Origin of the sequence: Mesorhizobium sp. LCM 4577 (genome assembly GCF_001854795.2) — a bacterium.
Taxonomy (GTDB): Bacteria; Pseudomonadota; Alphaproteobacteria; order Rhizobiales; family Rhizobiaceae; genus Mesorhizobium; species Mesorhizobium plurifarium.
The window spans coordinates 122,745-148,346 of record NZ_MDDU01000054.1 but is presented as its reverse complement, the minus strand read 5'-3'; the positions used below and the strand labels follow the sequence as shown (position 1 = coordinate 148,346).

Here is a 25,602-nt window from a genome sequence, read left to right as displayed (position 1 = left end):
GATTGGCGAAAGCCGACGCGATATCCAATCTCCCCCCTTGAGGGGGAGATGTCCGGCAGGACAGAGAGGGGGGCGAAGGAACGAGGCCTTTCTCAAGAGCTACTCACCAAACCTCTCCGGCAGGTGATGCTCCTCGGCCAGATCGGAGAATCGCGTGAACTCGCCGTGGAAGGCGAGGCTGACGGTGCCGGTCGGTCCGTGGCGCTGCTTGGCGACGATGCACTCGGCCTTGCCGCGCGCCTCGTTCATCTCGTTTTCCCACTTGACGTATTCTTCGGTGCCAAGCTTCGGCTCGCGGTTCTTGAGGTAATATTCCTCGCGGTAGACGAACAGCACCACGTCGGCGTCCTGCTCGATGGAGCCGGATTCGCGCAGGTCCGAAAGCTGCGGGCGCTTGTCGTCGCGGCTTTCGACCTGACGCGACAGCTGCGACAGCGCGATGATCGGCACGCCGAGCTCCTTGGCAAGCGCCTTGAGGCCCGTGGTGATCTCGGTGATTTCCTGCACGCGGTTCTGCGAGGCGCGCGCACTCGATCCCTGCATCAGCTGGATATAGTCGATGACGATGAGGTCGAGCCCGCGCTGGCGCTTCAGCCGCCGCGCCCGGGCGGAGAGCTGCGCGATCGAGATGCCGCCGGTCTGGTCGATGAACAGCGGGATCTTCTGCATCGTCTGCGAGCAGGCGACGAGTTTTTCGAAATCCATCTCGGTGATTTCACCGCGCCGGATTTTTGACGACGAAATCTCGGTCTGCTCGGAGATGATGCGCGTGGCGAGCTGCTCCGACGACATTTCCAGCGAGAAGAAGCCGACAACGCCGCCATTGGCGGCCTTGAACGTGCCGTCGGCCTGCTGCGCCGGCACATAGGCCTCGGCGATGTTGAAGGCGATGTTGGTCGCCAAGGAGGTCTTGCCCATGCCTGGGCGCCCGGCGAGCACGATCAAGTCGGAGGGCTGCAGGCCGCCCATACGGCGGTCGAGGTCGCGCAGGCCGGTGGAGATGCCGGACAAGTGGCCGTCGCGCATATAGGCTGCATTGGCCATGTCGACGGCGGTCTTGACCGCATCGTTGAAGCTCTCGAAGCCGCCGTCGTAGCGGCCGGTTTCGGCGAGCTCGAACAGCCGCCGCTCGGCGTCCTCGATCTGCTCGGACGGCGACATGTCGACCGGCGCGTCATAGGCGATGTTGACCATGTCCTCGCCGACGGTGATCAGCGCGCGTCGCGTGGCGAGGTCGTAGATGGCGCGGCCATAGTCGGTGGCGTTGACGACGGTGACCGCCTCGACGGCGAGCCGCACCACATATTGCGCCACCGTCATGTCGCCGACCTTCTCGTCGGCCGGCAGGAAGGTCTTGAGCGTGATCGGCGTCGCGATCTTGCCCATGCGGATGAGCTCGGACGCGACCTCGAAGATGCGGCGGTGCAGCGGCTCGTAGAAATGCGCCGGCTTGAGGAAATCGGAGACGCGATAGAAAGCGTCATTGTTGACGAGGATGGCGCCGAGCAGCGCCTGCTCGGCCTCGATGTTGTTCGGGGCCTCGCGATAAAGCGGCGTCTCCGCCGCGCCGAATTTCAGTGCCGCCTCTGCCATGATGTCCCCGATTTCGATCCCGTCTCCTCGATATCAGAACGGCAGGATTCGGTGCTGACCTTTCTGCAACACTCCGCGGCCCAACCGGCTTGATGCCCAATGTTCACAGGATCGGCGAACCATCCACAGGACAGTATTCCGGWGGCCCGATTCCGTTTGACTCGGCAAGTCGTGATTCTTACCGGCGGGCATGGAACGAAGCAAGAACAATTTTACGGCGGGATTGGCCGAAACGCCTGAGCTTCGTCATCCACGGGCGGAGCAAGGAGCGAAGCGACGCGCGCAGACCCGAGGATCCATTCCGTGACCTCGGAGCGTTGCGGCGGCGCAGAACGATCCTAATTCTGCACCGTCTCCATTCGTTGCGAGAGGTCACGGAATGGATCCTCGGGTCTACGCGCCGCTGCGCGGCGCTCCGCCCGTGGATGACGAAGTGCCTACGGTATCGCCCCAGTCCGCCCGCCGCGCGGTCCTGAAAACCTCCCCGTCGCGCTTGCTGAACAACTGCTCGCCGGCGCTGCCGTCGGGCCGACAGAGTTTCAGCACCACCTTGCCGGAGCCGCTTTTCGGCGGCGCGAGCACCCGTGCCGGGTGAACAGGCGCCGGCTGCCGGGAGGCGGCGAGATAGATGAATTTCTCATCCTCCCACGGCACGTCGGCTTCCTTGACCAGGCGATGCAGGCGCGAGCGGGCGACGCGGCGCGAAAAATGGCACCAGTCGGGCGGCGCGAGCGGGCAGGGCGCCGCGTGCGGGCAGGGCGCCAGCACGTGAGCGCCGGCTTCGATCAGTTGCCGCCGCGCGGCAAGGATGCGCTGCCAGCCGGCGGGCGTGCCGGGCTCGACCACAAGCAGCGTGTCGGCGGTCAACTGCCAGAGGCGACCGACGAGCCTCGGCAGCGAAGCCGGCGCGACCTCGTCGAGCACATAGGCGATGCTGACGAGGTCGGCGGGCCTGAGGTCGTCGAGATCGATGGTGGCGTCGCCGGCGATCCATTCGGTGCCGGCGGCGATCGCGCCGGCCGCCAGCGACTGCCCGACCTTGCGTACCGCGCCGCTCGCTTCGACCAGAACCGCCTGTTCCAGGTCCGGCCAGGCATCGAGCGTGGCCCAAAGCATGGTGCCAGGCCCGGCGCCGATGTCGAGCAAGGTCTTCGGCTGGAAATCCGGTCGCGCGCTGGCCAGCGCATCGAGGCTGGCGCGGACCGCGGCATAGGTGGCCGGCAGCCGCGTCGCCAGATAGGCCTTGACCGCCATCTCCTCGCCCATATGCAGGCGGCCGTCGCGCAGCTCGGCGCGGTAGCGCTCGGACAGCGTCCGCGCCGCCTGTTTCAGCGCCGGCAGCGGCACGTTCTCCAGGAGGCCGTCGACGCCTTGCCGCAATTGAGCGGGGAGTTCCATCCCTCAAGCCCCGCGCGGCGCAAGCAGGATGACGAAGGCGCCGACGATGCAGATCGCCGCGCCGGCCAAGTCCCATCGGTCGGGGCGCGCGCCTTCGACCAGCCACAGCCAGCCGAGCGAGGCCACGATGTAGATGCCGCCATAGGCGGCATAGGCGCGTCCCGCCACGTCGGTGTCGACCAGCGACAGCAGGAAGGCGAACAGCGCCAGCGAGACGAGGCCAGGAACGAGCCAGAGCGGCGACTTCTCCAGCCGCCACCACGCCCAGAACGAGAAGCAGCCGGCGATCTCGGCAAGGGCGGCTGCGGTGTAGATGAGGTAGGTCATGAAAAAGGTCTCGCGAACGAGACCTTTTTCATGGCGTCAGGCCACAATGGCAAGCGGCATTGCGCGCCTATTCAACCTTCTTGCGGCGGGTCGGCTTGGAGGGGGCAGTCGCCGCCGGCTCCTTGTGGCCGATGTCGCGCAGCTCCAGCGCCTTCTCGCATTTGGCCATGTAGTCGCGCGTCATCGGCAGCGTGTCGTTCTTCTTGGCGATCTGGAACTGGAAGATCACCAGGTCCTGCCAGCGGAAGGCGGCCTCGGAGGCGGCGAGGTAGAACTCCCACATCCTGCAGAAGCGCTCGTCATAGATCGCCTTCGCCTTGTCGCGGTTGGCGGCAAAGCGCGCGCCCCAATGCTTGAGCGTGTCGGCGTAATGCAGCCGCAGGATTTCGATGTCGGTGACGACGAGGCCCGACTTCTCGATCGCCGGCAGCACTTCCGACATCGCCGGGATATAGCCGCCGGGGAAGATGTACTTGCGGATGAAGGCGCTGGTCGCCCACGGCACGCCGGAGCGGCCGATGGTGTGGAGCAGCATGACGCCGTCCGGCTTCAGAAGCGTCGCGGCCTTGTCGAAGAAGGTGCGGTAGTGGTTGACGCCGACATGCTCGAACATGCCGACCGAGACGATGCGGTCGAAACGCTCGTTGATGTGGCGGTAATCCTTGAGATCGAAATGCACGCGGTCCTGCAGCCCCTGCGCATGCGCGCGGTCGGTCGAGACGCCGTGCTGCTCCGTCGACAGCGTCAYGCCCTGCACGTCAACGTCGAAGGCCTTGGCGAGATAGAGGCCGAGCCCACCCCAGCCGGAGCCGATGTCGAGCACCGTCTGGCCCGCCTTGAGCCTGAGCTTGGCGGCGATGTGGCGCTTCTTGGCAAGCTGCGCTTCGTCCAGCGTCATGTCGGGCTGCTCGAAATAGGCGCAGGAATACTGCATGTCCTCGTCGAGGAAGAGCTTGTAGAGCTCGCCGGAGAGGTCGTAGTGCCGCTCGACGTTACGGCGCGAGCGCGAGGCGGTGTTGATCTGCTGCAGYCGGCGGAAGGCGTGGCGCAGGCCCTCGATCGCCTTCGACCAGGTCACGTCGATGCCGCTCGAGCCCATATTCTGGAACGCGATGCGCATCAGGCCGAGAACGCCGCCCTCGAGCACGTCGAGTTCGCCGTCCATGTAGGATTCGGGCACCGCGAGCATCGGGTCGAAGGTGATGGCGCGCTCGGCATGCGAGGTCTTGATATGGATATGCACCGGTTCGCCGCTGCCGTCGCCGAACTTGTGCGTCGTGCCCTTCGGGCCGGTCACCTTGAGGTCTCCGACGCGCACCAGGCGTTCGAGAACGTGTTTCAACAGGATGTTCATGACCAAATGTCCCCTCAGTCGGATCACCCGGTAATCGGACTGGAATGCCAAAGCGAAAGTGCCACAGCGCGCGGCCCGCGTCCAATCGACGCGCTACGCTGTAATGTGCACAAGATATGGGGTGTCGAAAAGTTCCATTTGGCACAAAAAAGCCCGGGTCGGAGACCCGGGCGTTGGTCCAGAAATCCTGGACATGTGTGAGCCGAGGCGATGCCTCGGAAACTGTGCCGGTCAGGCCCGGCGATCAGGCRTTCTCTTCGCCGCCTTCGAACTCGGCGTTCGGATCGAAGAAATTCTCCGGCCGCGCATTGTCGTTGATGTCGTCGCCATAGATGGCTTCGGCGGTGGTCAGCGTCTCGCCCTTGGCCTGGCGCTCCGCCTCGTCGGCCGAACGGGCGACGTTGAGCGTCACGGTGACCTCGACTTCCGGATGCAGCGCGATCGCGACATTGGAGAGGCCGATGGTCTTGATCGGCTGGTTGAGCTCGATCTGGTTGCGGCTGACGGTGAAGCCTTCGGCGGTCAGCAGCTCGGCGATGTCGCGGGTCGACACCGAGCCGTAGAGCTGGCCAGTCTCGCCGGCCGAGCGCACGACGATGAAGCTCTTGCCGTCGAGCGTCTCGGCGATCTTGGAGGCCTCGGACTTGCGCTCCAGGTTGCGGGCTTCGAGCTGAGCGCGCTGGCCTTCGAACTTCTTCTTGTTGGCTTCGTTGGCGCGCAGCGCCTTGCCCTGCGGCAAAAGGAAATTGCGGGCGAACCCGTCCTTGACCTTGACGGTCTCGCCCATCTGGCCGAGGCGGGAAATGCGCTCGAGGAGAATGACTTCCATGGTTTCGTTCCTTTCGGTTGGCGCCATCTGGGACGGCGTCGGATTCGTTGGAACAGGTCAGGAAGCAAAAAGGGCGTCGCCGCCGGTGTCGCTGTCCTGCCTGTCTCGGCAGTTAGAGGCTATTCGCCCCAACTCGGGATTTGACTTCAAACCGCCATGGCGCCCGTCGCCGCGGGGTGGAAGCGGGCGGCAAGCCGCCCGCCTTGAACTTCATCAGGCCTTAGCGGACCACGTAGGGCAGCAGGCCGAGGAAGCGGGCGCGCTTGATCGCCTTGGCGAGCTCGCGCTGCTTCTTCTGGCTGACGGCGGTGATGCGCGAGGGCACGATCTTGCCGCGCTCGGAAATGTAGCGCTGCAGGAGACGCACGTCCTTGTAGTCGATCTTCGGGGCATTGGCGCCGGAGAACGGGCAGGTCTTGCGGCGGCGATGGAACGGGCGCCGGGTCGGGATCTGGTTGATGTCGACCATTATTCTGCACCCCCTTCAAAGCCTTCGCGCGGACGGCGCGGGCCACGGTCGCCGCCTTCACGGTCGCCGAACGAACGCGGACCACGGTCGCCGCGGTCGCGGTCGCCGAAGGAACGCGAGCCACGATCGCCACGGTCACGGTCGCCGAAGCCGCCGCGCTCGGAGCGCTCTTCGCGCTTCTGCATCATTGCCGAAGCGCCTTCCTCATGCGCCTCGACCTTGATGGTGAGGAAGCGCAGGACGTCTTCCGACAGGCCCATCTGACGCTCCATTTCGTTGAGCGCGGCCGGCGGGCAGGTGATGTCCATCAGCGTGTAGTAAGCCTTCCGGTTCTTCTTGACCCGGTAGGTGAGGGACTTCAGTCCCCAGTTCTCGATCCGGCCGACCGATCCGCCATTCGCGGTGATGACGCCCTTGTACTGTTCGACAAGCGCGTCAACCTGCTGCTGCGACAGGTCCTGCCGGGCAAGAAACACATGTTCGTAAAGAGCCATTATGTCTTTCTGCCTTTCTTCGTTTCTCTGTCCGGCCCTCGCGGCTAAGCCTCTGCAACTTGTCTGACCCGACGGAACGGGGAAGAAAGGAGCATCACGAGACGGTCGAGAGCGGAGACACGGGAGGCTAAAAAGCGCTTCTGGCTTCGTGTCGCGGCTTCGAAAAGCCACGGCCCTCCGTTCAGCCCCCAGCAAGGACCGGCAGATTGCGGGCGTCTATATAGCAATTTCCGGCGAAGGCAAGGCCGGGTCGTGTGTCAGACTGAATTTCTGCTATGGCCGAGAAACAAGTCGCCGCTATGTCACCAATGGCCGAAAGCGTGAACGGCCGATGGACGAGGGGCACCTCTTGCTGGGGAAGAACGTTAGGATGAGCACTGACCGGGACACCGTGCGATCCTATGATGCAGACGCGGCGCAGTACGCCGCCGAGGCCGCGGCGATGCCCCAATGGGTCGCGGCCGAGATCGATGCGTTCGTGGCCGAACTTGGCGGCTCGGGAAGAGTGCTGGAGATCGGAAGCGGCGGCGGGCGAGATGCAGTCGAGCTTGAGAAGCGGGGGATCAGCGTCCRACGTACCGACGTTGCACAGGGCTTCGTCGAACTTCTTCGCAAGAGCGGCTTTGACGCCGACCTCTTGGACCCGCTGACCGACGACCTGACAGACCCGCACCGTCCCGGCATGCCGTACGACGGTATCTGGGCCTGTGCCTGTATGATCCACGTCGCGCGCGAGGATTTCGGCACAGTGCTTGGAAGACTTGCCGAGGCGACCAGGACCGGCGGCCGGCTGCATGTCTCGGTCAGAGACGGCGACGGCGAGGATGTCTCGATAGGCGGCAGCGCTRCGGCGCCACGACGCTATGTCGAGACATACTGGCGCGAGGCCGCCCTGCGGTCCGAACTGACAGACGCTGGCTGGACGGTCAGCGAGATACGTCGGTGCATGGGTAGGCCCGATGATTGGTGGCTGAGCGCTCGGGCGAGCCGTGCATGAGGTCCATTGCATTTCGGGCAGGCGGTGCGCCAGCGCGACCGATACCCGATCTTGCGGTAATCGGGCTTTAACCACCCCAAAAGGTTGCACCCGGTTGTAACCGCGCGTTTATCATGAAAGGAGCATGAGAGGCGCGCGGGCCGCAAGGCGGCCGGAAATCGGCCGATTCCMATCAAGCAATTCCAGGGGGTAGGGAATGCTTCTCAGGCAGTTTTGGCGCTCTCGGCGCGGCAATTTCTCGTTGATGCTGGCGGTGGGCATGCCCGCCATGCTGGGCGCGGTGGCGTTTGCGACCGACGTCTCGACGCTGATGCGGGCCAAAAGCAATCTGCAGAACGCGCTGGACGCGGCGAACCTCGCTTCCTCGCATCTGGGCGACGCCGAGGTGACGCGCGCCGATGCCTTCAACAGCTATTTCCAGGCCAATATCGCCAGCCACGGCGAGCTTTCCAACCCGAAGGCCACGCTGACGGTCGACAGGGGCGTCAACTTCGTCAAGACCAGGGCCACCGCCTCGGCGGACGTCAATCTCAACTTCGCATTCCTGTTCGGCGCCGAAAAGCACATCAGCGTCGACGCTTCCGCGGTCGAATCCAACAACCAGCTCGAAGTGGTGCTGGTGCTGGACAACACCGGCTCGATGGCCGGCGCGCGCATTACCGCGCTGCGGACGGCGACCAAGTCGCTGCTCGATTATCTCGAAGCGGTCAAATCGCCGACCCGTTCCGTCCGCGCCTCGCTGGTGCCCTTCGTCACAGCCGTCAACGTCAATGGCCCCGAATTCGACCCGTCCTGGCTCGACATGGACGGCAAGTCGTCCACCAACGGCGTCAATTTCCCGATGATCGACGGCAAGCGGCCGAACCATATGGCGCTGTTCAGGCAGCTTGGCCAGAAGGGCGGATGGAACAACACGGGCTGGAAGGGCTGCGTCGAGGCGCGGCCAGGTGCCTTGAACATTTCCGATACGCCGCCGGACCCCTCGAAGCCCGATACGCTGTTCGTGCCGTATTTCGCGCCGGACGATCCGGACGTCGCCAAGAAGCCGTCGGCCTCCTACGGCAATTCGTCGACCGGCTACAACAATTCCTATCTGGACGACAGTATCGACAAGACCAAGCTGAACCAGAACATACTGGGCATCGATCTGAGCGGGCTGCTGACGGGCGATCTGACGACGATCGCGAAATACGTCGCCTCGACCGCGAAGATAATCACCGAGACTGGCAGCACGATCACCATCGGTCCGAACCGCGCCTGCCCGACGCCGATCATTCCCCTGACCGACGACTTCGACAAGCTGCGCCTGGCGGCAAGCCAGATGAGCGAGTGGAACGGCTCCGGCACCAACGTGTCGGAGGGCTTGAGCTGGGGCCAGCGGGTGCTGTCGCCGCAGCCGCCTTACACCGACGCCGCCCCTTACAAGACGGCCGGCGTCACCAAGGTGGTGATGCTTTTGACCGACGGCGAGAACGTCGTCTACGGCGCCTCCAACACGCCGCAGAAATCGGACTACACCTCCTACGGCTACCTTGCCAGCGGCCGTTTCGGTTCAAGCAACCAGACGACGGCGGCGCGCAACGTCGACGGTTGGACCAAGGATGTCTGCGCCCAGCTGAAGAGCCAGGGTGTCCAGATCTACACCATGGTGCTGCAGGCCGACACGGCGGCCAACCGCTCGCTCTACAGCGCCTGCGCATCCGACCCGAGCGACTACTACGCCGTCGAGGACCCGGCCAAGCTGCCCAACGTGTTCCAAACGATCGCCAACAAGTTCTCCAGGCTGCAGCTCACCAACTGACGGGGGCGCCGCGGCCATGACGACGGGCGGCACCTGCAACGAAGCGGCGCTACGCGGCGGGAAATATGGCGCGCCAAGTCAGCCTTCTGCGCCGCTTAGTCCCCGCATCCGCATTCGACAAGAGCCTGCGAAAGCAGCTCGGGCTGCCGGTCTGAAGCTGAAATCAAGGGCATCCGAGACCGACGGCAAGCTGACACACGACGAAATCGTCTTTCGCAACTCATCTCAGCTCGTATGCGCCACCAGCTTGTCCACCGTCTCGGGGAAGAAGTCGGGCGCCGAGTGGCGCTTGCCGAACATCATGTCGTACTGGATGAGGCGGAAATCGTTGATCCGCGGATCGATCTGCTTTTGCCTCGCCCAGTCCGGCGTCGCTTCGCCTGCGGGCGACAGGAGCAGATTGCGGTCGACCACCCGGTAATGCTCGCGCAGCGCGCCGAGGAAACCGGTGTAGTAGGGGTGGGTGATGCCGGCCGTGGTCAGGATATGGTAGGGCAGGAAGGCCGGGCTGACCGAGCCCAGGTTCTGCACCGGACCGGAGCGGTTCGACCAGATGATCAGCGGCGTGTCGTGGTGCTCGAGCGCGGCGTCGCTAGGCTCCTTGCGCGGCGCGACATTGTCCTTGAGGAAGCCGGTCTCGACATAGACCGGTCCGAGCGGCGGCAGATGGTCGCCGAAGAAGGCGATGATGGTCGGCCGCGGGCGGGCCTTCGCCCAGTCGATCAGCCGCTGCAGGCCGCGGTCGGCGTCGGCCGAGCCCTCGGCATAGGAAAGCAGCGATTCCCGCGCCCAGGAACTGATCGGCGCATCGACCGAATGCGTCGGATTGTAGTAGCGGTAGGGCTCGTAAGGCCCATGGTTCTGCAGGCTGACGGCGAACAGGAACACCGGATCGTCGCTGGCGTCCGCCTCGCGGATGATCTCGTCGGTCATCGCCGCGTCGGAAGCCAGCGGCCCGCGCTTCTCCATCGGCGGCAGCGTCTCTTCCGAGCGGAAGTCGTTGAAGCCGAAATCGGCATAGACGGCGCCCCGGTTCCAGAACCAGTTGGTGCCCGGATGGATGGCGTGCGCCCGGTAGCCCTCGCTCTTCAGGAAAGTCGCCAGCGAGGGCGTTGGGGTGCGCACATATTGCTGGTAGGGGATCGAGCCGGCCGGCAAGAAGGCATTGGAAAAGCCGGTCAGCGCCTCGAATTCGATATTGGCGGTCATGCCGCCGAACTCGGGCGAGAACATCGAGCCGGAGCGCAAGGCGCGTACTGTCGGGATGGGGTCGGGCTTGATGCTGACGCCGGGCAGCTGTGTCGGATCCCAGAAGGATTCGCTCATCACCACCACGATATCCGGCTTATCGTCCGGCACGGAAGCGGCGACATCGGGCCGCTGGATCGCATCCATCGTCTTTTGCGAATAGCCGGGAGGCGCCGAGACATGCGCCATCGGCACGTTCATCGCGAAGGCCAGCGCAAAGCCGTTGGAGGCGTAGTTCTCCTTCTGGTCCCACATGATCGGGATGATCTGCAGCCGGTCGCGCGTCCACGAGAAGGTGGCGTAGTCCATGATCGAGACGAAGAAGGCGAGCAGCGGCACGGCAAGCGCCAACCGCGCCAGGCGGCCCTTGCGGCTGAGGATCGGAACCCGCCGCCGCCAGGTCCGCCAGCAATAGACGAGCAGCGTCAGGCCGCCGATTATGGCCGCGGCCAGCATGACCGCCGTCCACGGCCGTTCGCGCACCAGAAGCGGCATCAGCGCCACGATCTGGCGGGCAAACAGGAAATCGGTCGGATAGAGCGGGTCGCCGAGATAATGCGATTTCTGGTGGCCGACAAAGGCAAGCGCCAGCGTCAGCGGCGCCACGATCATCAGGCTCTGGTGGCTGCGGCCCAATATGGCGTCAAGCCCGACCAGCACCAGCGCGAAGAGGATGATGGTGGTCCAGCCCGGCTTGAACGGCTGCAGGAAGAAATCGACCGTGCCGAAGAAATCGCCGCGCACGATCCATTCGATCGCGAAGACAAGCAGGGCCGCCGCGAGAACTGTAGTCAGGCCATAGCGTACGGTCGGCCAGGTTCGTCCGGGCAGATAGCCGGTGGACGGATCGTCTTCCAAAAAGCCCGGCACGGGCTTGGCCACGCCTTTTCTGGTCCTTGCCACTCTGTTTTCCCCCGGCCCACGCAACACGCCTTCCACGCCCGTCACGCTTCTGTCATCGAAGTGTCACGCAAAGCTAGCGCCTGTGGCGGAAATAAGAAGAGCCAGCAACCCAAACGTGAGCGGTTTTCATCAGGTGTGATCGCCAAAAAGCCTTTCGGAACAGGCAGTCGGCAACCTTTTCCGGCCGAATTGCGGATCCAAAGGGCGCCGGCGGGCTTGACTTGGCCGTCCGCCTTGCGCCAGAGGCAGGAAAAAACCAGCCTCGGGAGAGACTTCAATGGCCGTCGCATTCACCTTTCCGGGACAGGGCAGCCAGGCCGTCGGCATGGGCAAGGACCTCGCCGACCAATTCCCGGAAGCGCGCCGCGTCTTCGAGGAAGTGGACGCCGCGCTCGGCGAAAAACTGTCGAAACTTATCTGGGAAGGGCCGGAAGAGACGCTGACGCTGACCGCCAACGCCCAGCCGGCGCTGATGGCGGTGTCGCTGGCGGCGATGCGGGCGCTCGAAGCGCGCGGCTTCTCGCTGAAGGACAAGGTGGCCTATGTCGCGGGCCATTCGCTGGGCGAATATTCCGCGCTTGGCGCGGCCGGCTTCGTTTCTGTCGGCGACGCCGCTCGGCTGCTTAGGACCCGCGGCAACGCCATGCAGGCGGCGGTGCCGGCCGGCGAGGGGGCGATGGCGGCCATCATCGGGCTGGAGCAGGCCGATGTCGAAGCGGCTTGCGCGGAAGCGGCCAAGGGCTCGGTCTGCCAGGTCGCCAACGACAATGGCGGCGGCCAGCTGGTGATTTCGGGTGCCAAGGCGGCGGTCGAACTGGCGGCGAAGCTGTGCACCGAAAAAGGCGCCAAGCGGGCGCTGATGCTGCAGGTGTCCGCTCCCTTCCACTCGGCGCTGATGGCGCCGGCGGCCGACATCATGCGCGAAGCGCTGGCTGGTGTCGCGAAATCGGCGCCCGTGGTTCCGATCGTCTCCAATGTCACCGTGACTCCAACCAGCGACCCGGACGAGATCGCCCGTCGCCTGGTCGAGCAGGTGGTTGCCCGCGTGCGCTGGCGCGAGACGGTGGAATGGTTCGGCGCCAATGGAGTGTCGACGCTTTACGAGGTCGGCGCCGGCAAGGTGCTGTCGGGCCTGGCGCGTCGTATCAACCGCGAGATCGCCACCGCCGCCGTCGGCACTGCGGCGGAAGTCGAGGCGGCGCTGGCGACGCTCGCCTGACAGGCTGGCGATTTGACGGCACCTGTGCCAAGGGTRCCTCTCTGAGATCAGGAGAGAAAAATGTTCGAACTGACCGGCCGCAAGGCGCTCGTCACCGGCGCAACGGGCGGCATCGGCGAGGCGATCGCCAGGGTGCTGCACAGCCAGGGCGCCATCGTCGGCCTGCACGGTACCCGCGTGGAGAAGCTGGAAGCCCTGGCCGGCGAGTTGGGCGACCGGGTAAAGCTGTTTCCGGCCGATTTGACTGACCGTGACGCGGTCAAGGCGCTCGGGCAGAAGGCGGAAGCCGACCTCGAAGGCGTCGACATATTGGTCAACAATGCCGGCATCACCAAGGATGGCCTGTTCGTGCGCATGTCGGACGCCGACTGGGACAGCGTGATCGAAGTCAACCTGACCGCCGTGTTCCGGCTCACCCGCGAGCTCACCCATCCGATGATGCGCCGCCGCCATGGCCGCATCATCAACATCACTTCGGTGGTCGGCGTCACCGGCAATCCCGGCCAGACCAATTACTGCGCCTCCAAGGCCGGCATGATCGGCTTCTCCAAATCGCTGGCGCAGGAGATCGCCACCCGCAACATCACCGTCAACTGCGTCGCTCCGGGCTTCATCGAATCGGCCATGACCGACAAGCTCAACGACAAGCAGAAGGAGACGATCATGGCCGCGATCCCGACAAGGCGCATGGGCACCAGCGCCGAGGTTGCGTCCGCCGTCGCCTATCTTGCTTCCAATGAGGCGGCTTACGTCACCGGCCAGACCATTCATGTGAATGGCGGCATGGCGATGATCTAAGGGCGATCTGGGGCGCCGGGCGCCTGTGAAAACAGCCATTTCGGCTTGGACGCCCGTCATTTTTCGTGTAATGCGGCCCGCAACCCGGCGGTTCGGGCAAAAACCGGTCCTGTGGCGTTGCGTTGCCCGCAAGACCATCTTTCAGCTTGATTAGCGGCATTCCGCCCGCTAACGAAGATAGACAACATAAGACGAGGATTGCCCCAAATGAGTGACACCGCAGAGCGCGTCAAGAAGATCGTCATCGAGCATCTCGGCGTCGATGCCGACAAGGTGACGGAGCAGGCGAGCTTCATCGACGATCTGGGCGCGGACAGCCTCGACACGGTCGAACTCGTCATGGCGTTCGAAGAAGAGTTCGGCGTCGAAATTCCGGACGATGCCGCCGAGACCATCCTGACCGTCGGCGATGCCGTGAAGTATATCGACAAGGCCTCGGCCTGAGTTCTTTCGCGGGCATCACCGGGGAGGACCTGCGATGAGGCGTGTCGTCGTCACGGGCCTTGGCCTGCTTTCGCCGTTCGGCATGGGCTTTGAGCACAGCTGGCGGGAATTGCTCTCCGGCCGCAGCGCCTGCCGCCGCGTCACCGAATTCGAGGTGGACGATCTTGCCTGCAAGATCGCCCACATCATTCCGCGCGGCGACGGCTCGAATGGAACCTTCAATCCGGAGGCCGTGCTCGAGCCGAAGGAATTGCGCAAGATCGGCGACTTCATCCTTTACGGCATCGCGGCCGCCGACGAGGCGCTGGCCGATTCCGGCTGGAAGCCCGAAACACATGAGGACCAGTGCGCCACCGGCGTGCTGATCGGCTCCGGCATCGGCGGAATCGACGGCATCGCCGAGAACGCGATGATCCTGAAAGATCGCGGCCCGCGTCGCATCAGTCCCTTCTTCATCCCCGGACAGATCATCAATCTGGTTTCGGGCCAGGTTTCCATCCGTCACGGCTTGAAAGGCCCGAACCATGCGGTGGTCACCGCCTGCTCGACCGGCGCGCATGCCATCGGCGACGCGGCCCGGCTGATCATGTGGGGCGATGCCGACGTCATGGTGGCGGGCGGCGCCGAAGCGCCGATCACCAGGCTGTCGATCGCCGGCTTCGCCGCCTGCCGCGCGCTCTCCACCGAACGCAACGACGCGCCGGAAACCGCTTCGCGTCCCTATGACCGCGACCGCGACGGTTTCGTCATGGGCGAGGGCGCCGGCGTCGTCGTGCTGGAAGAGCTCGAGCACGCCAAGGCGCGCGGCGCCAAGATCTATGCGGAAGTCACCGGCTACGGACTGACCGGCGACGCCTACCACATCACCGCCCCCGCCGAGGACGGCGACGGCGCCTTCCGCTGCATGACGGCGGCGCTGAACCGGGCGAAGCTTTCGCCGGCCGATGTCGATTACATCAACGCCCATGGCACCTCGACCATGGCCGACACGATCGAGCTTGGCGCGGTCGAGCGGCTGGTCGGCAATGCGGCCTCGAAGATTTCGATGTCGTCGACAAAGTCGTCCATCGGCCATCTGCTGGGCGCCGCGGGCGCTGCGGAAGCGATCTTCTCGATCCTCGCCATCCGCGACAATGTTGCGCCCGCCACCATCAATCTCGACAATCCGGAACGCGAGACGGCGATCGACCTCGTGCCGAACAAGCCGCGCCAGCGCCAGATCGACGTCGCGCTGTCGAACTCCTTCGGGTTCGGCGGCACCAACGCCTCGCTCGTGTTCCAGCGTTATAATGGCTGAGTAGCAACCGGAGCAGTCCCACGGAGCGCGCGGTTTCCCCTCCGAATTGCTCAGAGACAGACTAATCGGCAGTCCGCCAACTGCCGTCATTTTTGCCAAATTCGCCCCTAGCTTTTCGGCGGGGGATTCGTTGCAAGATCAGACGGCAGGGCGTCATGAACACTAATCCGAGCGACGGGGAATTCGGACGGCAAGGCGCGAAGGGGCCGATCGTGCCGAAGACCGCCGCCGAGGCGTTGCGTCCGGAAGCCGGCACACCACCGCCGTCGAAGCGTTCGCGCGCCTCGCGCAGCCAGGTCGTCGTGTTCCTGAATTTCTTCCTCTCCTTGGTCATCCTGGTGGTGCTCGCCTCGGGTGCGGCGCTCTATTTCGGCATGCAGGCTTTCATCGAGCCTGGCCCGTCCGCCAATGGCGACACCTTCATGATCAAGCCGAACACCGGCGTGCAGGAGATCGCCGACCAGCTCGAGCGCCGCAGCCTGATCAGCGATGCCCGCATCTTCCGGCTCGGCGTGCGCGCCACCGGCAATGAATCGGCGCTGAAGGCCGGCGAATACGCCATCAAGCCGCGCGCTTCGATGCGCGACATCATGGAGCTTTTCAAGAGCGGCAAATCGGTGATGTACTCGCTCACCATTCCCGAAGGGCTGACGGTCGAGCAGGCGCTGCAACGCGTGGCCGATCAGGAGGCGCTCACCGGCGACATGCCTGCGACCTTGCCGCCGGAGGGCARCATTGCCACCGACACGCTGCGCTTCACCCGCGGCGCTACCAGGCAGCAGATGGTCGACAAGCTGATCGCCGACCAAAAGAAGCTGGTCGAAGACGTCTGGTCGCATCGCGCGCCCGATCTGCCGATCGCCAACATCGATGACTTCGTCACGCTCGCCTCGATCGTCGAGAAGGAAACGGGCAGGAGCGACGAGCGTTCGCGCGTCGCCGCAGTGTTCCTCAACCGCTTGGCCAAGGGCATGCGGCTGCAGTCTGACCCGACCATCATCTACGGCCTGTTCGGCGGCAAGGGAAAGCCCGCCGACCGCCCGATCTATCAGTCGGACCTCGACAAGCAGACGCCTTACAACACCTACATGATCAAGGGCCTGCCGCCGACGCCGATCGCCAATCCGGGCCGTGCGGCGCTCGAAGCGGTCGCCAATCCGTCGAAGACCGACGACCTCTATTTCGTCGCCGACGGCAATGGCGGCCATGTCTTCGCAGCGACGCTCGAAGAGCACAACCAGAACGTCGCCCGCTACCGGGCGCTGCAGAAGAAGCAGGCGGACGCCGCCGCCAAGGCTTCCGGCCAGACGACGGCGCCGGCCGCTCCCGATGGCAATGCCGACGGCGGTAACAACAGCGACGGCGGCGAGAATGGCGACGCCGGCGGCGACGCCGCGCAGTAGGCTTGCCGCACGCGTCCTTTGACGCGGGGCCATATTCATGTTTTGAGGGGGCGCCGGCAGATTGCCGGGCGATTTCTGGGGCGCGCAGCGCGCTGGGCCACGCATGCCTGGGCTGCGACAGGGGGACGACAGGGCAATGAGCCTGCAGAGCATGACCGGTTTTGCGCGGTCCGCCGCCGAAAGCGATGGCACCTCGATCGCCTGGGAGGTGAAATCGGTGAACGGCAAGAGCGCCGAGGTGAGGCTGAGGTTGCCGCAGGGCTTCGACCGGCTGGAAACCGGCGTCCGCCAGACCGTTCAGAAGCGCTTCGCGCGCGGCAATTTCCAGGCGACGCTAACCGTCGGTCGCGCCGCCGCCAGGCAAACCCAGCCGGTGGTCAACGAGGCCTTCCTCAAGGATCTGGCGGGGCTGGCCAAGCGCTTGCAGGAGCAGTTCGGCACCGAGCCTGCCACCGCCGACGGCCTGCTCTCGCTGCGCGGTGTGCTCGATGTTCCCGAGGCCGTCGAGACCGAGGAGGAGCGGGCCGCCCTTGACGCCGCGATCCTGTCGGCGCTCGAGGCGGCGCTTACCGGGCTGGAGCAGGCGCGCCGAGGCGAGGGCGCGGCACTTGGCGCGCTGCTCGCGGGCCATATCGACATCATCGAGGCGCTGACGCTGAAGGCGGAGGCCGATCCCTCGCGCGAGCCTGCGGCAATCCGCGAGCGCATCGCCGAGCAGGTGCGTCTGTTGATGGACGCCTCGGCCAACCTCGATGCTGTCCGGCTGCACCAGGAAGCTGCCTTCCTCGCCACAAAGGCCGACATCCGCGAGGAGATCGACCGGCTGAAGACGCATGTCGCATCTGCGCGGGCGCTGCTCAAAAGCGGCGGCGCCGTCGGCCGCAAGCTCGATTTTCTCGCGCAGGAATTCAACCGCGAATCGAATACGTTGTGCTCGAAGTCGAACGCCGCCGCGGTGACCGCGATCGGGCTTGAGCTCAAGGCGGTGGTCGACCAGTTTCGCGAGCAGGTCCAGAATCTGGAGTGACGGGAATGGTTGCCAAGGAGCCGACGGCTGCCAGGGATCTGGGATCCCGCATCCGCCGCCGCGGATTGATGCTGGTGCTGTCGTCGCCCTCGGGCGCCGGCAAGTCGACGATCGCGCGCAACCTGCTGGAAAAAGATTCAAGTCTGGAGTTGTCGGTATCCGTCACCACACGGCCGCGCCGTGGCTCGGAGATCGATGGCGTCCACTACCATTTCACCACCATGCGCGAATTCGAGAGGCTGCGCGATTCCGACGCGCTGCTCGAATGGGCCGAAGTGCACGGCAACTGCTACGCGACGCCGCGCGAGCCCGCGGAAGTGGCGCTGGCCGAGGGCCGCGACATGCTCTTCGACATCGACTGGCAGGGCGCCCAGCAGCTCAAGGAGAAGATGCGCGCCGACATCGTCTCGATCTTCATCCTGCCGCCGTCGATGAAGGAGTTGAAGGCGCGCCTGAAGCGCCGCGCCGAGGACCAGGAATCCGTCATCGAGACCAGGCTGAAGAACGCCCGCCTCGAGATCGAGCATTGGAAGGAATACGACTTCGTCATCGTCAACGACGATCTCGACCGCGCCTTCGCCGAGGTCCGCGCCATCGTCACCGCAGAGCGTCTGCGCCGCGACAGGCGGCCTGGCCTGTTCGACTTCATTTCGGGATTGCTGGACGAGAAGACGGGGTGAGGCAGGCCGGACAAGCCGGATAGCGTCAGCTATCTGTACGATCGTCGGGCCACCGCTGTGCTCCGTGAAGCACGCGAAGGATTCGAATCCTGCTCTCGACTAACTGATAGACCGCGACATATGGCGTGCCCACGATGACAAGCTCTCGTGTTCCTGAGAGTCTGCCGGTACGGCCGCTCTCGGGAAAGTCGCGGAGATGGCCTGTCGCGGTAACAATCCGCTCATCGATCGCAATTGCGGCGGCAGGGTTGTCAGCCTCGATATACGTGAATATCCCGTCGCGATCCGAAAGTGCGAATGCCGACCAGACGATCTTCAAGATTTAGGCTCGTTGATCTTGCGACGCGCTGCAGCGCGTCTTTTAGAGAAATGCGCCTCGACTTGTTCGTCAGGGATGTCGGCTCGGGTGTCGTCCAGTGCTTCGCGCACTTTGGTGCGAAACCACGCGTCGTACGCCTCGCTATTTGCGAGCAGATCGATGGGCAGCACACCCTCGTTGGCGGTTCGGGTGAGAAGGATCCGAACCGCATCTGAAACCGTAAGTCCCATACTTTCGAGCACTGCCGAAGCCCGATCACGGATATCAGCATCGATGCGCGTCTGAACGAGTGCGTTCGCTGGCATTGGAAATCTCCTAGATCTTCAATGTAATGCATCTGAATGACAAATGCCAGCCTGCTGCATCGGATCAGTGGACTGATGGAGAAGCTGAGGCGCTGTGGCTAAGGCGTCCCTAACTGGCTACACCGCGTTGGTCAGCCTCACAAACTCCTCGACGCTCAGCGTTTCGGCCCGCCGCGTCGGGTCGATGCCGGCGCGCAGCAGCAAGGCCTCGCCGCCGAGGCTCTTCACGCTTTGCCTGAGCATCTTGCGGCGCTGGCCGAAGGCGGCTTCGGTGACGTGGCCGAGCTTTTTTGCCTCGGCGGGCAGGGGCGACGAGCGCGGCACCAGATGCACGACGGAGGAGGTGACCTTGGGCGGTGGAATGAAAGCCTGCGGCGGCACGTCGAAGGCGATTTTTGCTTCCGCGCGCCAGCCGGCCAGGACGCCGAGCCGGCCATAGGCGTCACTGCCGGGACCCGCGGTGATGCGCTCCGCCACTTCGCGCTGGAACATCAGCGTCATCGACTGGTAGAAGGGCGGCCAGTCGGCCACCGTCAGCCAGCGGATCARAAGCTCGGTGCCGATATTGTAAGGCAGGTTGGCGACGATCTTGACCGGCTCACCATTCGCCTCGCCGGCAAGTGCGGCAAAATCCGTTTTCAGCGCATCGCCTGGTATGACATCGAGGCGTCCGGGATAATGGCTGGAGATATCCGCCAGCGCCTCCAGGCAGCGCTCGTCGCGCTCGATGGCGACCACGCGGTGCGCGCCGTTGAAGAGCAGTGCCCGCGTCAGCCCGCCGGGACCAGGGCCGACCTCGATCACGGTCGCCTTGCCGAGATCGCCGGCCGCGCGGGCGATCTTGCTTGTCAGATTGAGGTCGAGCAGGAAATTCTGCCCGAGCGCCTTCTTGGCCTGCAGGCCGTGCCGCTCGATCACTTCGCGCAGCGGCGGCAACCCGTCGATCGTGGTGCGCGCGTTCAATTGAGCCTCATGCTGYGGCGGTCCGCCCCCGCCGTCCGCTGTCGGCCAGCCGGCCCRCCAGCCTCAGCGCGGCGATCAGGCTGTCGGGGCGCGCTATGCCCTTGCCGGCGATGTCGAAAGCGGTGCCGTGATCGGGTGAGGTCCGGATGAAGGGCAGGCCCAGCGTCACGTTCACCGCCTCGTCGAAAGCCAGCGTCTTGGCCGGGATCAGCGCCTGGTCGTGATACATGCAGAGCGCCGCGTCATAGGAGGTGCGCGCACGCGGATGAAACATCGTGTCGGCCGGCAGCGGCCCGATCGCGTCGATGCCTTCCGCTTTCAACGTCTCGACCGCCGGGGCGACGATTGCGTTATCCTCGGAGCCCATGGCGCCGCCTTCGCCGGCATGCGGGTTGAGCCCGGCGATGGCAAGCCTCGGCCGGGCGATGCCGAAACGGCTCTTGAGATCGGCGGCGGTGATGCGCGCGGTCGCGACGATCAGCTCCGTCGTGAGCACCTTCGGCACCTCGGCCAAGGCGATGTGAATGGTGACCGGAACGGTGCGCAGATCAGGTCCCGCCAGCAGCATCACCGGCGTCACGTCCCTGCCGGTGTGCCGCGAGGCCAGATGCGCCAGATATTCGGTGTGGCCGGGAAAGCCGAAACCGGCATCGTAAAGCGGCTTCTTGGCGATCGGGCAGGTGACCATCGCCGCCGCGCGGCCGGCGAGGCAGTCCGCGACGGCGCGGTCGATGGCTTCGACGGTGCCGGCGGCATTGGCCGGGTCCGGCTGTCCTGGGCTGTCGAAATGGCGCGCATCGAGCGGTACGACGGGAAGCATCCGGGAAAAATGATGCGCTGCCTGTCCCGGCAGCGTCTCGGCAATGGTGACATTTGCGCCGACGAGCCGCGCGCGGGCTTCGATCAAAGCTGGGTCGGCAATGAGATAGAAGGGCGGCACGCCGGCGCTCTCGCCCGCTTGCCAGGCGGCGATGGCGATCTCGGGTCCGATGCCCGAGGGGTCGCCGACGCTGAGCGCAAGCGGGGCACCGGTCTTTTGCATGCTCATACCAGGGCGCGGACCAGGCCGCTCATGGTTTGGGCGAACTCGCTGCTGCGTCGAGACACGCTTGTCGCTCTAGCGCTCGACGATCTTGGCCTTCTGGCGCAGTTCGGCGACGTATTTCTTGCTGAGCTCTTCGGCGTCCTTGTCGTTGCCGCCTTCGGCCTGGAACACCATCTGCGCGGCCTTGTCGTCGGAGACCTCGCGCGAGGAGCAGACGCCGATGAACTCGACGCCACGCTCGGTCTCGCGGGTCGGCGTCGCGCCGCCGGTCTTGGTCGCCTTGATCTGCTCGGCCCAGTCGGACGGCAATTGCGGCGCCAGAAAGCGGCCGAGATCGCGCACGGTGACGTCGAGCAGGCCCTTGGCGAAGTCGCGCGTGGTGTTACAGCCGTTGAAGCGGGCACGCATGGCGTCGGCCTCGCGCTTGCGTTTGGCGAGCGTGGCGGCGCGCTCCGATGCCGGCACCACGAAGATCACCTGCTGCAGCATATATTCCGTCGCCGTCGGCTTGGCGCCGCCCTTGTCAAGCATGCGCCGCACGGCGTCCTGCTCGGTTACCGAGCCGCCTTCGCCGGAGCGGTAGCGTGCGCTGAGCGCCTGGTTCCAGGCCATCTGGGCGCGGATGAATTCCTTGAAATGCTCCTTGGTGACGCCCGATTGCGCCATGATCGCGTCCAGTCTCGCCAGCGGCATCTTGTTGCCTGAGGCGAAGCGCTGGTAGGCAGCGTCGACCTGCTGATCGGAGATGCGGATGCCGAGTCGCTTGGCTTCGGCCAGCCGCAGCGTCTGATCGATCATCTCCTCCTTGGCATCGCCCTTCTTGTGCTGCAGCTTGAAGAAGGCGGTGCGGTGCGCGATGTCGCCGGAGGTGATCGGTATGCCGTTGACGACATACTTGATCTCAGCGGCGAAAGCAGGCTGCACGGCAGCCGTGACCGAAACCGAGGCCGCCGCCACCAGAAGCGCCAATCCCGCTGAAAACAGGTATTTCCTCATCTTACCTTCCCGATCTTTCCCCACCATGACGGCGCCGCGCGTCCTCCGAACGCCTGCGCCATGCAGTCGATCCCATGCCCGTCCTATGCGGCGAAACGATGTCGCCGGCGCATGGCCCTGAGAATCAGGCCCATTCTCGAAGGATCACGCTCCAAATCAAGACCAAAGCCCCATCGGCGCGCGCGCCTGCCGCTTGGTCACTGGATGGTATCGACCGCGCTTGTTGACGAACCGAAATCGCCGAGCGTGCGGAACGACAGGTTGAAACCGATGTTCTGCGACACTTCCTTGGTGACGGTGTCGCGCGTCTGCGAATACGTCATGATGTAGGTGAAGCAGGAATCATTATAGGCGAAGCCGACACCGTCCTTGACCAGCACATTTGTCTGGAGGTCGTAGGTGCCCGTGCCGAACAGCCGCCAATTCTGCGCCAGATGCGTCGAGGCGCCCAGCGTGAGCTCGTGGCGGTCGGTGGTGAAGCCATAAAGCGGCTGCGCCTCGATGAAGGCATATTTGGYGCTGAGCGATATCGGCAGGCTGGAATAGGCAGCCTTCACTTCGGCGCGCCTGACCTCCCAGGTCTGCTCGTCGAAACGACCGCTCAGCGAGCCGGAGAAACCGCTCGGGCTGTTGAAGCCTACGAGGCCGACATAGTCCGAGGTCCGCTTGTCCAGGCCGGACTCTGCCCCGACATTGACGAGATCCGGTGCGGCAAAGGAGTTTTCGCCGGCGAGCTGGTAGGACTGGCCGAAGATGGCGTTCGTGGCCCAGCCATTGTCGTAGGCGCCCGAGTACCGGAAGCCGACATTGGCGCGCGTGCCGCCTTCGATCCGGTCATAGCCGGAGAATTTATCGCGCTCGAACAGCGTCGTGGCGTCGAAGACGAAGCTCTGCGCGTCTTCGTTGGGGATGGCCAGTCCGCCGACATATTGTTCGTTCGGACGCACGAAGACCTGCGCGGTCGGCTCCAGGATGTGGCTGGAGCTGGGCATCGAGAACAGGAGCGGCCAACGCGCCTCGAGGCCGAGGGTGGCCATGTAGCGGGCGAGCGAGGAGCGCATGTCGACGTCTTCGCCCAGATTCGATCCCATCTGGTTGACGGCGGCGAGCGAAGCCGAATTGGCGTTGACGTAGCCGGCGTCGCCGCGGAAGGCGAGCAGTGGCGTCAACTGCAGGCCGCCATCGGTGGTGAAGGTGCGCTTCCACTCGGCTTCCGCACTCAGCCGGCTCGATTCGCCTTCGATGCCGCGCACATTGTTGATCGAATCCGGGTCGCTGGCATTAGCGAGCACGGCGTCCAGCCGGTTGCGGCTGATCACGCGCGCGTTGACGTTGAACGACAGCTGTCCGCCGGCCACCGAGGTGTCGGGGATATAGGCATAGTCGAACGACGGCAGCACCCAAGGCTGCTTGGCGGAGCGCGACGTCGGATCGCTGGAGAGCGTGTCTTCCTGAACCTCGAAGCGCATGGCGCGGACGTCGAAATAATTGCGGTCGCTCAAGCCGGTCAGATAGATCGACGACTGGTGGACGAGGTCGCTGTAGCCTTCGATATTATAGGTGCGCGAGAATTCCTTGTCGGTCTGGAGCAGCACGTCCCAGCCGAAATTCCAGCGCTCGTTGATGGCGAACTGGCCCTTGGTGCCCATCATGCCGCGGAACTTGTTCGGATCGCCGGGTTCGCCGGAATTCACATTATGGCCGGCGGAATCGATGAATGCGTCGGGATCCTGCTGATTGATGCCGGCGATCTTTAGCGTGTACTGGCCGTTGTTGAAGCGCTGGCGCCACTCGGCCTCGCCGAGGAAACCCTGCTTGGTATATCCGCTGCCGGTGACGGTCAGGTCATAGGTCGGGGACAGGGCGAAGTAATAGGGGACTTTGACGCCGACGCCGAGATGGTTGTTGTAGACGATGCCGGGGATCAGGAAGCCGCTCTTGCGCTTCACCGTCGGGTCGGCGATCTCGAAGGCCGGCAGGTAGGCGAGCGGGAAGCCGAAGAACTCGAAATTCGAGTTCTCGAAGCGGACCGTCTTCTTCTCGCCGTTCCAGATGATCTTCCGCGCCTTGACGCGCCAGGTCGGCGCTTTGTCCGGCTTGTCCTCGCAAGGTTCGCAGGCGGTGTAGACGCCGTTGTGGAAGGTGGTGAGCACGCCGCCCATGCGCTCGGCGCTCTCGGCGGCGAAGTAAGCCTTGTCGATCGTCTCGACGCGCAGCGCGTTGAGAAAGCCATCGGCGAAATCGTCGGTGATGTCGATATGGTCGGAATTGACCTTGGTGCCGTCGCTGTTGATCAGCTCGACGGCGCCGCTGGCGACGAGCCGCTTGGTGTCGCGGTTGTACACCACGCGCTGGGCGACCAGCTTGTTGCCGCCATAGTCGATCTGCACACCACCGACGGCCGTCACCGTGTGCTTGTCGTTGTCATAGACAAGCGTATCGGCGGCCAGCAGCATCTGCGAGCCGGAGGGGACGGGCTTGGCAGTAATCTGCTGCGCCAGCGCGGGTGCCGTCGGCACCGCACAAGCGAACAGACACGCCAAGGCGGTCGCCCCATAGAGGCGTGCCAAACCGGCCTGCCTATGGCTGCGCAATCCAGCCTCCCTCACTAGCCGTCTTCCTTGTATAGCAGAAACGTCACCCCAAAGAACATAGCCACGACAACCGGAACCCATGCAGCCACCACCGTAGGCACGAATCCGGCTACACCGAATGCCTTGACCAGTACCGAAACGACATAAAGCAGAAAGCCGGCCACGACGCCACCCAGAATCATCGTTGCCGACTGCCCCATTCGCGCAAATCGCATTGAAACTGTTGCGGCAATCAGCGTCATGGCCACGAGAAGGAACGGTAACGCCACCAGCGAATCAAATTGCATGGCGAAGGCGTTGGCCTTCAGGCCGAAGGAGCGGGCGACCTCAATCTTGCGCGGCAGCTCGTAGAAGGGGATGGTTTCCGGGCGCGCCAGGCGCTCCTGCACGAATTCCGGCTTGAGATTGGTCGGCACCTTGTCGGACGCCAGCGCCTGGATATTGCCGCCCTTGAAGACCTTGACGTCCTGCAATTCCCAGTAGCCGTCGCGCAGGAAAGCCTTGGCGGCATCCTTGCGCTCGGCGATGTTGCCCTGCGGGTCGAGGATGAAAAACACCGCATCCGCCATCTCCAGCCCCTGGTTGAGGATGGCGCGAGCGCCGATGATGGTGTCGCCCGATTCGGTCTTTTGCCTGAGCCACGGCGTGACGTTGGTGGTGACCGCATTCGACTTGCCGGCCCTGAGGTCGTTCTCCATCTGCTCGGACCAGGAAAAGCCATGCGCGGCGATCGGGTTGATGATGGCGACCGACAGCACGCCGAACATCAGTGCGCCGACGCAGCAGGGGAACAGGAACTGCCARGCCGAGACGCCTGCCGAACGCGCGATGACCAGCTCATAGCGGCGGTTGAGCGACACCAGCGTCGCCATCGCCGAGAACAGCCCGACGAACGGCACCGTCTGCAGCATGATCATCGGCATCCTGAGCGCCGAAATGGCGAAGGCTATGCCGTAGGTGAAGCCGGGCAGCCCGGTCGTGCGGCCGGAAAGCTCGGTAAAGTCGATCAGGAACACCAGCGCCAGCAGGCCCAGGAAGAACCAGAAAGTGATCGAGACGTAGCGGAAGAAGAAATAGCGGCCCAGCGTCCAGCCCATGG

General features: G+C 64.5%; 24 protein-coding genes and 1 pseudogene. 10 read left to right on the top strand and 15 right to left on the bottom strand.

Translation table 11 applies throughout. The features are described 5' to 3' along the window. Nucleotides 1–99: 99 nt before the first annotated feature. From LCM4577_RS31150 to rpsF, 7 genes are all read right to left on the bottom strand, one after another. Complete coding sequence (locus tag LCM4577_RS31150) at nucleotides 100–1,593, bottom strand: replicative DNA helicase (protein ID WP_071074626.1); 1,494 nt, start codon at nucleotides 1,591–1,593, stop codon at nucleotides 100–102. Between the two features lie 393 nt (nucleotides 1,594–1,986). Then, nucleotides 1,987–2,991 (bottom strand): small ribosomal subunit Rsm22 family protein, encoded by a 1,005-nt coding sequence (locus LCM4577_RS31145; protein WP_071074625.1) that lies wholly within the window; start codon nucleotides 2,989–2,991, stop codon nucleotides 1,987–1,989. Nucleotides 2,992–2,994: 3 nt separating this feature from the next. Then, nucleotides 2,995–3,318: a YnfA family protein gene (locus LCM4577_RS31140; protein ID WP_041010741.1), complete on the bottom strand. Its 324-nt coding sequence runs from the start codon at nucleotides 3,316–3,318 to the stop codon at nucleotides 2,995–2,997. A 67-nt stretch (nucleotides 3,319–3,385) separates the two neighbouring features. Next, nucleotides 3,386–4,672, bottom strand: coding sequence for a cyclopropane-fatty-acyl-phospholipid synthase family protein (locus tag LCM4577_RS31135; protein WP_071074624.1), 1,287 nt, complete (start codon nucleotides 4,670–4,672; stop codon nucleotides 3,386–3,388). A 244-nt stretch (nucleotides 4,673–4,916) separates the two neighbouring features. Then, nucleotides 4,917–5,501: a 50S ribosomal protein L9 gene (gene rplI / locus LCM4577_RS31130; RefSeq protein ID WP_040984793.1), complete on the bottom strand. Its 585-nt coding sequence runs from the start codon at nucleotides 5,499–5,501 to the stop codon at nucleotides 4,917–4,919. Nucleotides 5,502–5,721: 220 nt separating this feature from the next. Continuing rightward, nucleotides 5,722–5,970, bottom strand: a complete 249-nt coding sequence (rpsR, locus tag LCM4577_RS31125) for a 30S ribosomal protein S18 (RefSeq protein ID WP_006203718.1) — start codon at nucleotides 5,968–5,970, stop codon at nucleotides 5,722–5,724. Then, entirely contained in the window at nucleotides 5,970–6,464 is a 495-nt protein-coding gene (gene rpsF / locus LCM4577_RS31120) for a 30S ribosomal protein S6 (protein ID WP_040984630.1), read from the bottom strand. Before rpsF ends, rpsR begins: the two co-directional genes overlap by 1 nt. Nucleotides 6,465–6,834: 370 nt before the next feature. Here rpsF and LCM4577_RS31115 point away from each other — a divergent pair, with 370 nt between their 5' ends. From LCM4577_RS31115 to LCM4577_RS31105, 3 genes and pseudogenes are all read left to right on the top strand, one after another. Continuing rightward, on the top strand, nucleotides 6,835–7,461 hold the full coding sequence (locus LCM4577_RS31115; RefSeq protein WP_071074700.1) for a bifunctional 2-polyprenyl-6-hydroxyphenol methylase/3-demethylubiquinol 3-O-methyltransferase UbiG: 627 nt from the start codon (nucleotides 6,835–6,837) through the stop codon (nucleotides 7,459–7,461). A gap of 196 nt (nucleotides 7,462–7,657) precedes the next feature. Then, nucleotides 7,658–9,262, top strand: a complete 1,605-nt coding sequence (locus tag LCM4577_RS31110) for a pilus assembly protein (RefSeq protein WP_071074623.1) — start codon at nucleotides 7,658–7,660, stop codon at nucleotides 9,260–9,262. Between the two features lie 32 nt (nucleotides 9,263–9,294). Beyond that, a pseudogene (locus LCM4577_RS31105) lies at nucleotides 9,295–9,417 on the top strand (short-chain dehydrogenase/reductase); the annotation flags it as partial. Between the two features lie 70 nt (nucleotides 9,418–9,487). Here the strand turns inward: LCM4577_RS31105 and LCM4577_RS31100 are convergent. Beyond that, nucleotides 9,488–11,413 (bottom strand): LTA synthase family protein, encoded by a 1,926-nt coding sequence (locus tag LCM4577_RS31100; RefSeq protein WP_071074622.1) that lies wholly within the window; start codon nucleotides 11,411–11,413, stop codon nucleotides 9,488–9,490. A gap of 277 nt (nucleotides 11,414–11,690) precedes the next feature. On the opposite strand from LCM4577_RS31100, the gene fabD reads away from it, so the two are divergent. The 7 genes from fabD to gmk all read left to right on the top strand — a co-directional run bounded on the left by fabD (nucleotide 11,691) and on the right by gmk (nucleotide 18,281). Continuing rightward, nucleotides 11,691–12,632, top strand: a complete 942-nt coding sequence (gene fabD / locus LCM4577_RS31095; RefSeq protein ID WP_071074621.1) for an ACP S-malonyltransferase — start codon at nucleotides 11,691–11,693, stop codon at nucleotides 12,630–12,632. 60 nt (nucleotides 12,633–12,692) lie between these two features. Beyond that, nucleotides 12,693–13,430 (top strand): 3-oxoacyl-[acyl-carrier-protein] reductase, encoded by a 738-nt coding sequence (gene fabG, locus LCM4577_RS31090; RefSeq protein WP_041010746.1) that lies wholly within the window; start codon nucleotides 12,693–12,695, stop codon nucleotides 13,428–13,430. 207 nt (nucleotides 13,431–13,637) lie between these two features. Then, nucleotides 13,638–13,874 (top strand): acyl carrier protein, encoded by a 237-nt coding sequence (locus tag LCM4577_RS31085; RefSeq protein WP_006203723.1) that lies wholly within the window; start codon nucleotides 13,638–13,640, stop codon nucleotides 13,872–13,874. A gap of 34 nt (nucleotides 13,875–13,908) precedes the next feature. Further along, nucleotides 13,909–15,171, top strand: a complete 1,263-nt coding sequence (gene fabF / locus LCM4577_RS31080) for a beta-ketoacyl-ACP synthase II (protein WP_040984640.1) — start codon at nucleotides 13,909–13,911, stop codon at nucleotides 15,169–15,171. Between the two features lie 155 nt (nucleotides 15,172–15,326). Beyond that, nucleotides 15,327–16,574, top strand: coding sequence for an endolytic transglycosylase MltG (mltG, locus tag LCM4577_RS31075; RefSeq protein WP_071074620.1), 1,248 nt, complete (start codon nucleotides 15,327–15,329; stop codon nucleotides 16,572–16,574). Between the two features lie 136 nt (nucleotides 16,575–16,710). Then, entirely contained in the window at nucleotides 16,711–17,601 is an 891-nt protein-coding gene (locus LCM4577_RS31070) for a YicC/YloC family endoribonuclease (protein WP_071035741.1), read from the top strand. Between the two features lie 5 nt (nucleotides 17,602–17,606). Continuing rightward, on the top strand, nucleotides 17,607–18,281 hold the full coding sequence (gmk, locus tag LCM4577_RS31065; protein WP_040984645.1) for a guanylate kinase: 675 nt from the start codon (nucleotides 17,607–17,609) through the stop codon (nucleotides 18,279–18,281). Nucleotides 18,282–18,306: 25 nt separating this feature from the next. Here the strand turns inward: gmk and LCM4577_RS31060 are convergent, their stop codons facing one another. From LCM4577_RS31060 to lptG, 7 genes are all read right to left on the bottom strand, one after another. Continuing rightward, nucleotides 18,307–18,600 carry a type II toxin-antitoxin system mRNA interferase toxin, RelE/StbE family gene (locus LCM4577_RS31060; RefSeq protein WP_071074619.1) on the bottom strand — a complete coding sequence of 98 codons (294 nt, stop codon included), beginning with the start codon at nucleotides 18,598–18,600 and terminating at the stop codon, nucleotides 18,307–18,309. After that, nucleotides 18,597–18,905, bottom strand: a complete 309-nt coding sequence (locus LCM4577_RS31055; RefSeq protein ID WP_040984647.1) for a type II toxin-antitoxin system RelB/DinJ family antitoxin — start codon at nucleotides 18,903–18,905, stop codon at nucleotides 18,597–18,599. Before LCM4577_RS31055 ends, LCM4577_RS31060 begins: the two co-directional genes overlap by 4 nt. Before the next feature lie 117 nt (nucleotides 18,906–19,022). Continuing rightward, entirely contained in the window at nucleotides 19,023–19,868 is an 846-nt protein-coding gene (gene rsmA / locus LCM4577_RS31050; protein WP_071074618.1) for a 16S rRNA (adenine(1518)-N(6)/adenine(1519)-N(6))-dimethyltransferase RsmA, read from the bottom strand. A 7-nt stretch (nucleotides 19,869–19,875) separates the two neighbouring features. Then, a complete protein-coding gene (gene pdxA, locus LCM4577_RS31045; protein ID WP_071074699.1) occupies nucleotides 19,876–20,910 on the bottom strand; it encodes a 4-hydroxythreonine-4-phosphate dehydrogenase PdxA in 1,035 nt (344 codons plus the stop codon). Nucleotides 20,911–20,985: 75 nt separating this feature from the next. After that, nucleotides 20,986–21,909 carry a peptidylprolyl isomerase gene (locus LCM4577_RS31040; RefSeq protein WP_040984651.1) on the bottom strand — a complete coding sequence of 308 codons (924 nt, stop codon included), beginning with the start codon at nucleotides 21,907–21,909 and terminating at the stop codon, nucleotides 20,986–20,988. A gap of 197 nt (nucleotides 21,910–22,106) precedes the next feature. After that, nucleotides 22,107–24,518, bottom strand: coding sequence for an LPS-assembly protein LptD (locus LCM4577_RS31035; protein WP_071074617.1), 2,412 nt, complete (start codon nucleotides 24,516–24,518; stop codon nucleotides 22,107–22,109). After that, nucleotides 24,518–25,600: an LPS export ABC transporter permease LptG gene (gene lptG / locus LCM4577_RS31030; protein ID WP_040984655.1), complete on the bottom strand. Its 1,083-nt coding sequence runs from the start codon at nucleotides 25,598–25,600 to the stop codon at nucleotides 24,518–24,520. Before lptG ends, LCM4577_RS31035 begins: the two co-directional genes overlap by 1 nt. Nucleotides 25,601–25,602: the final 2 nt, after the last annotated feature.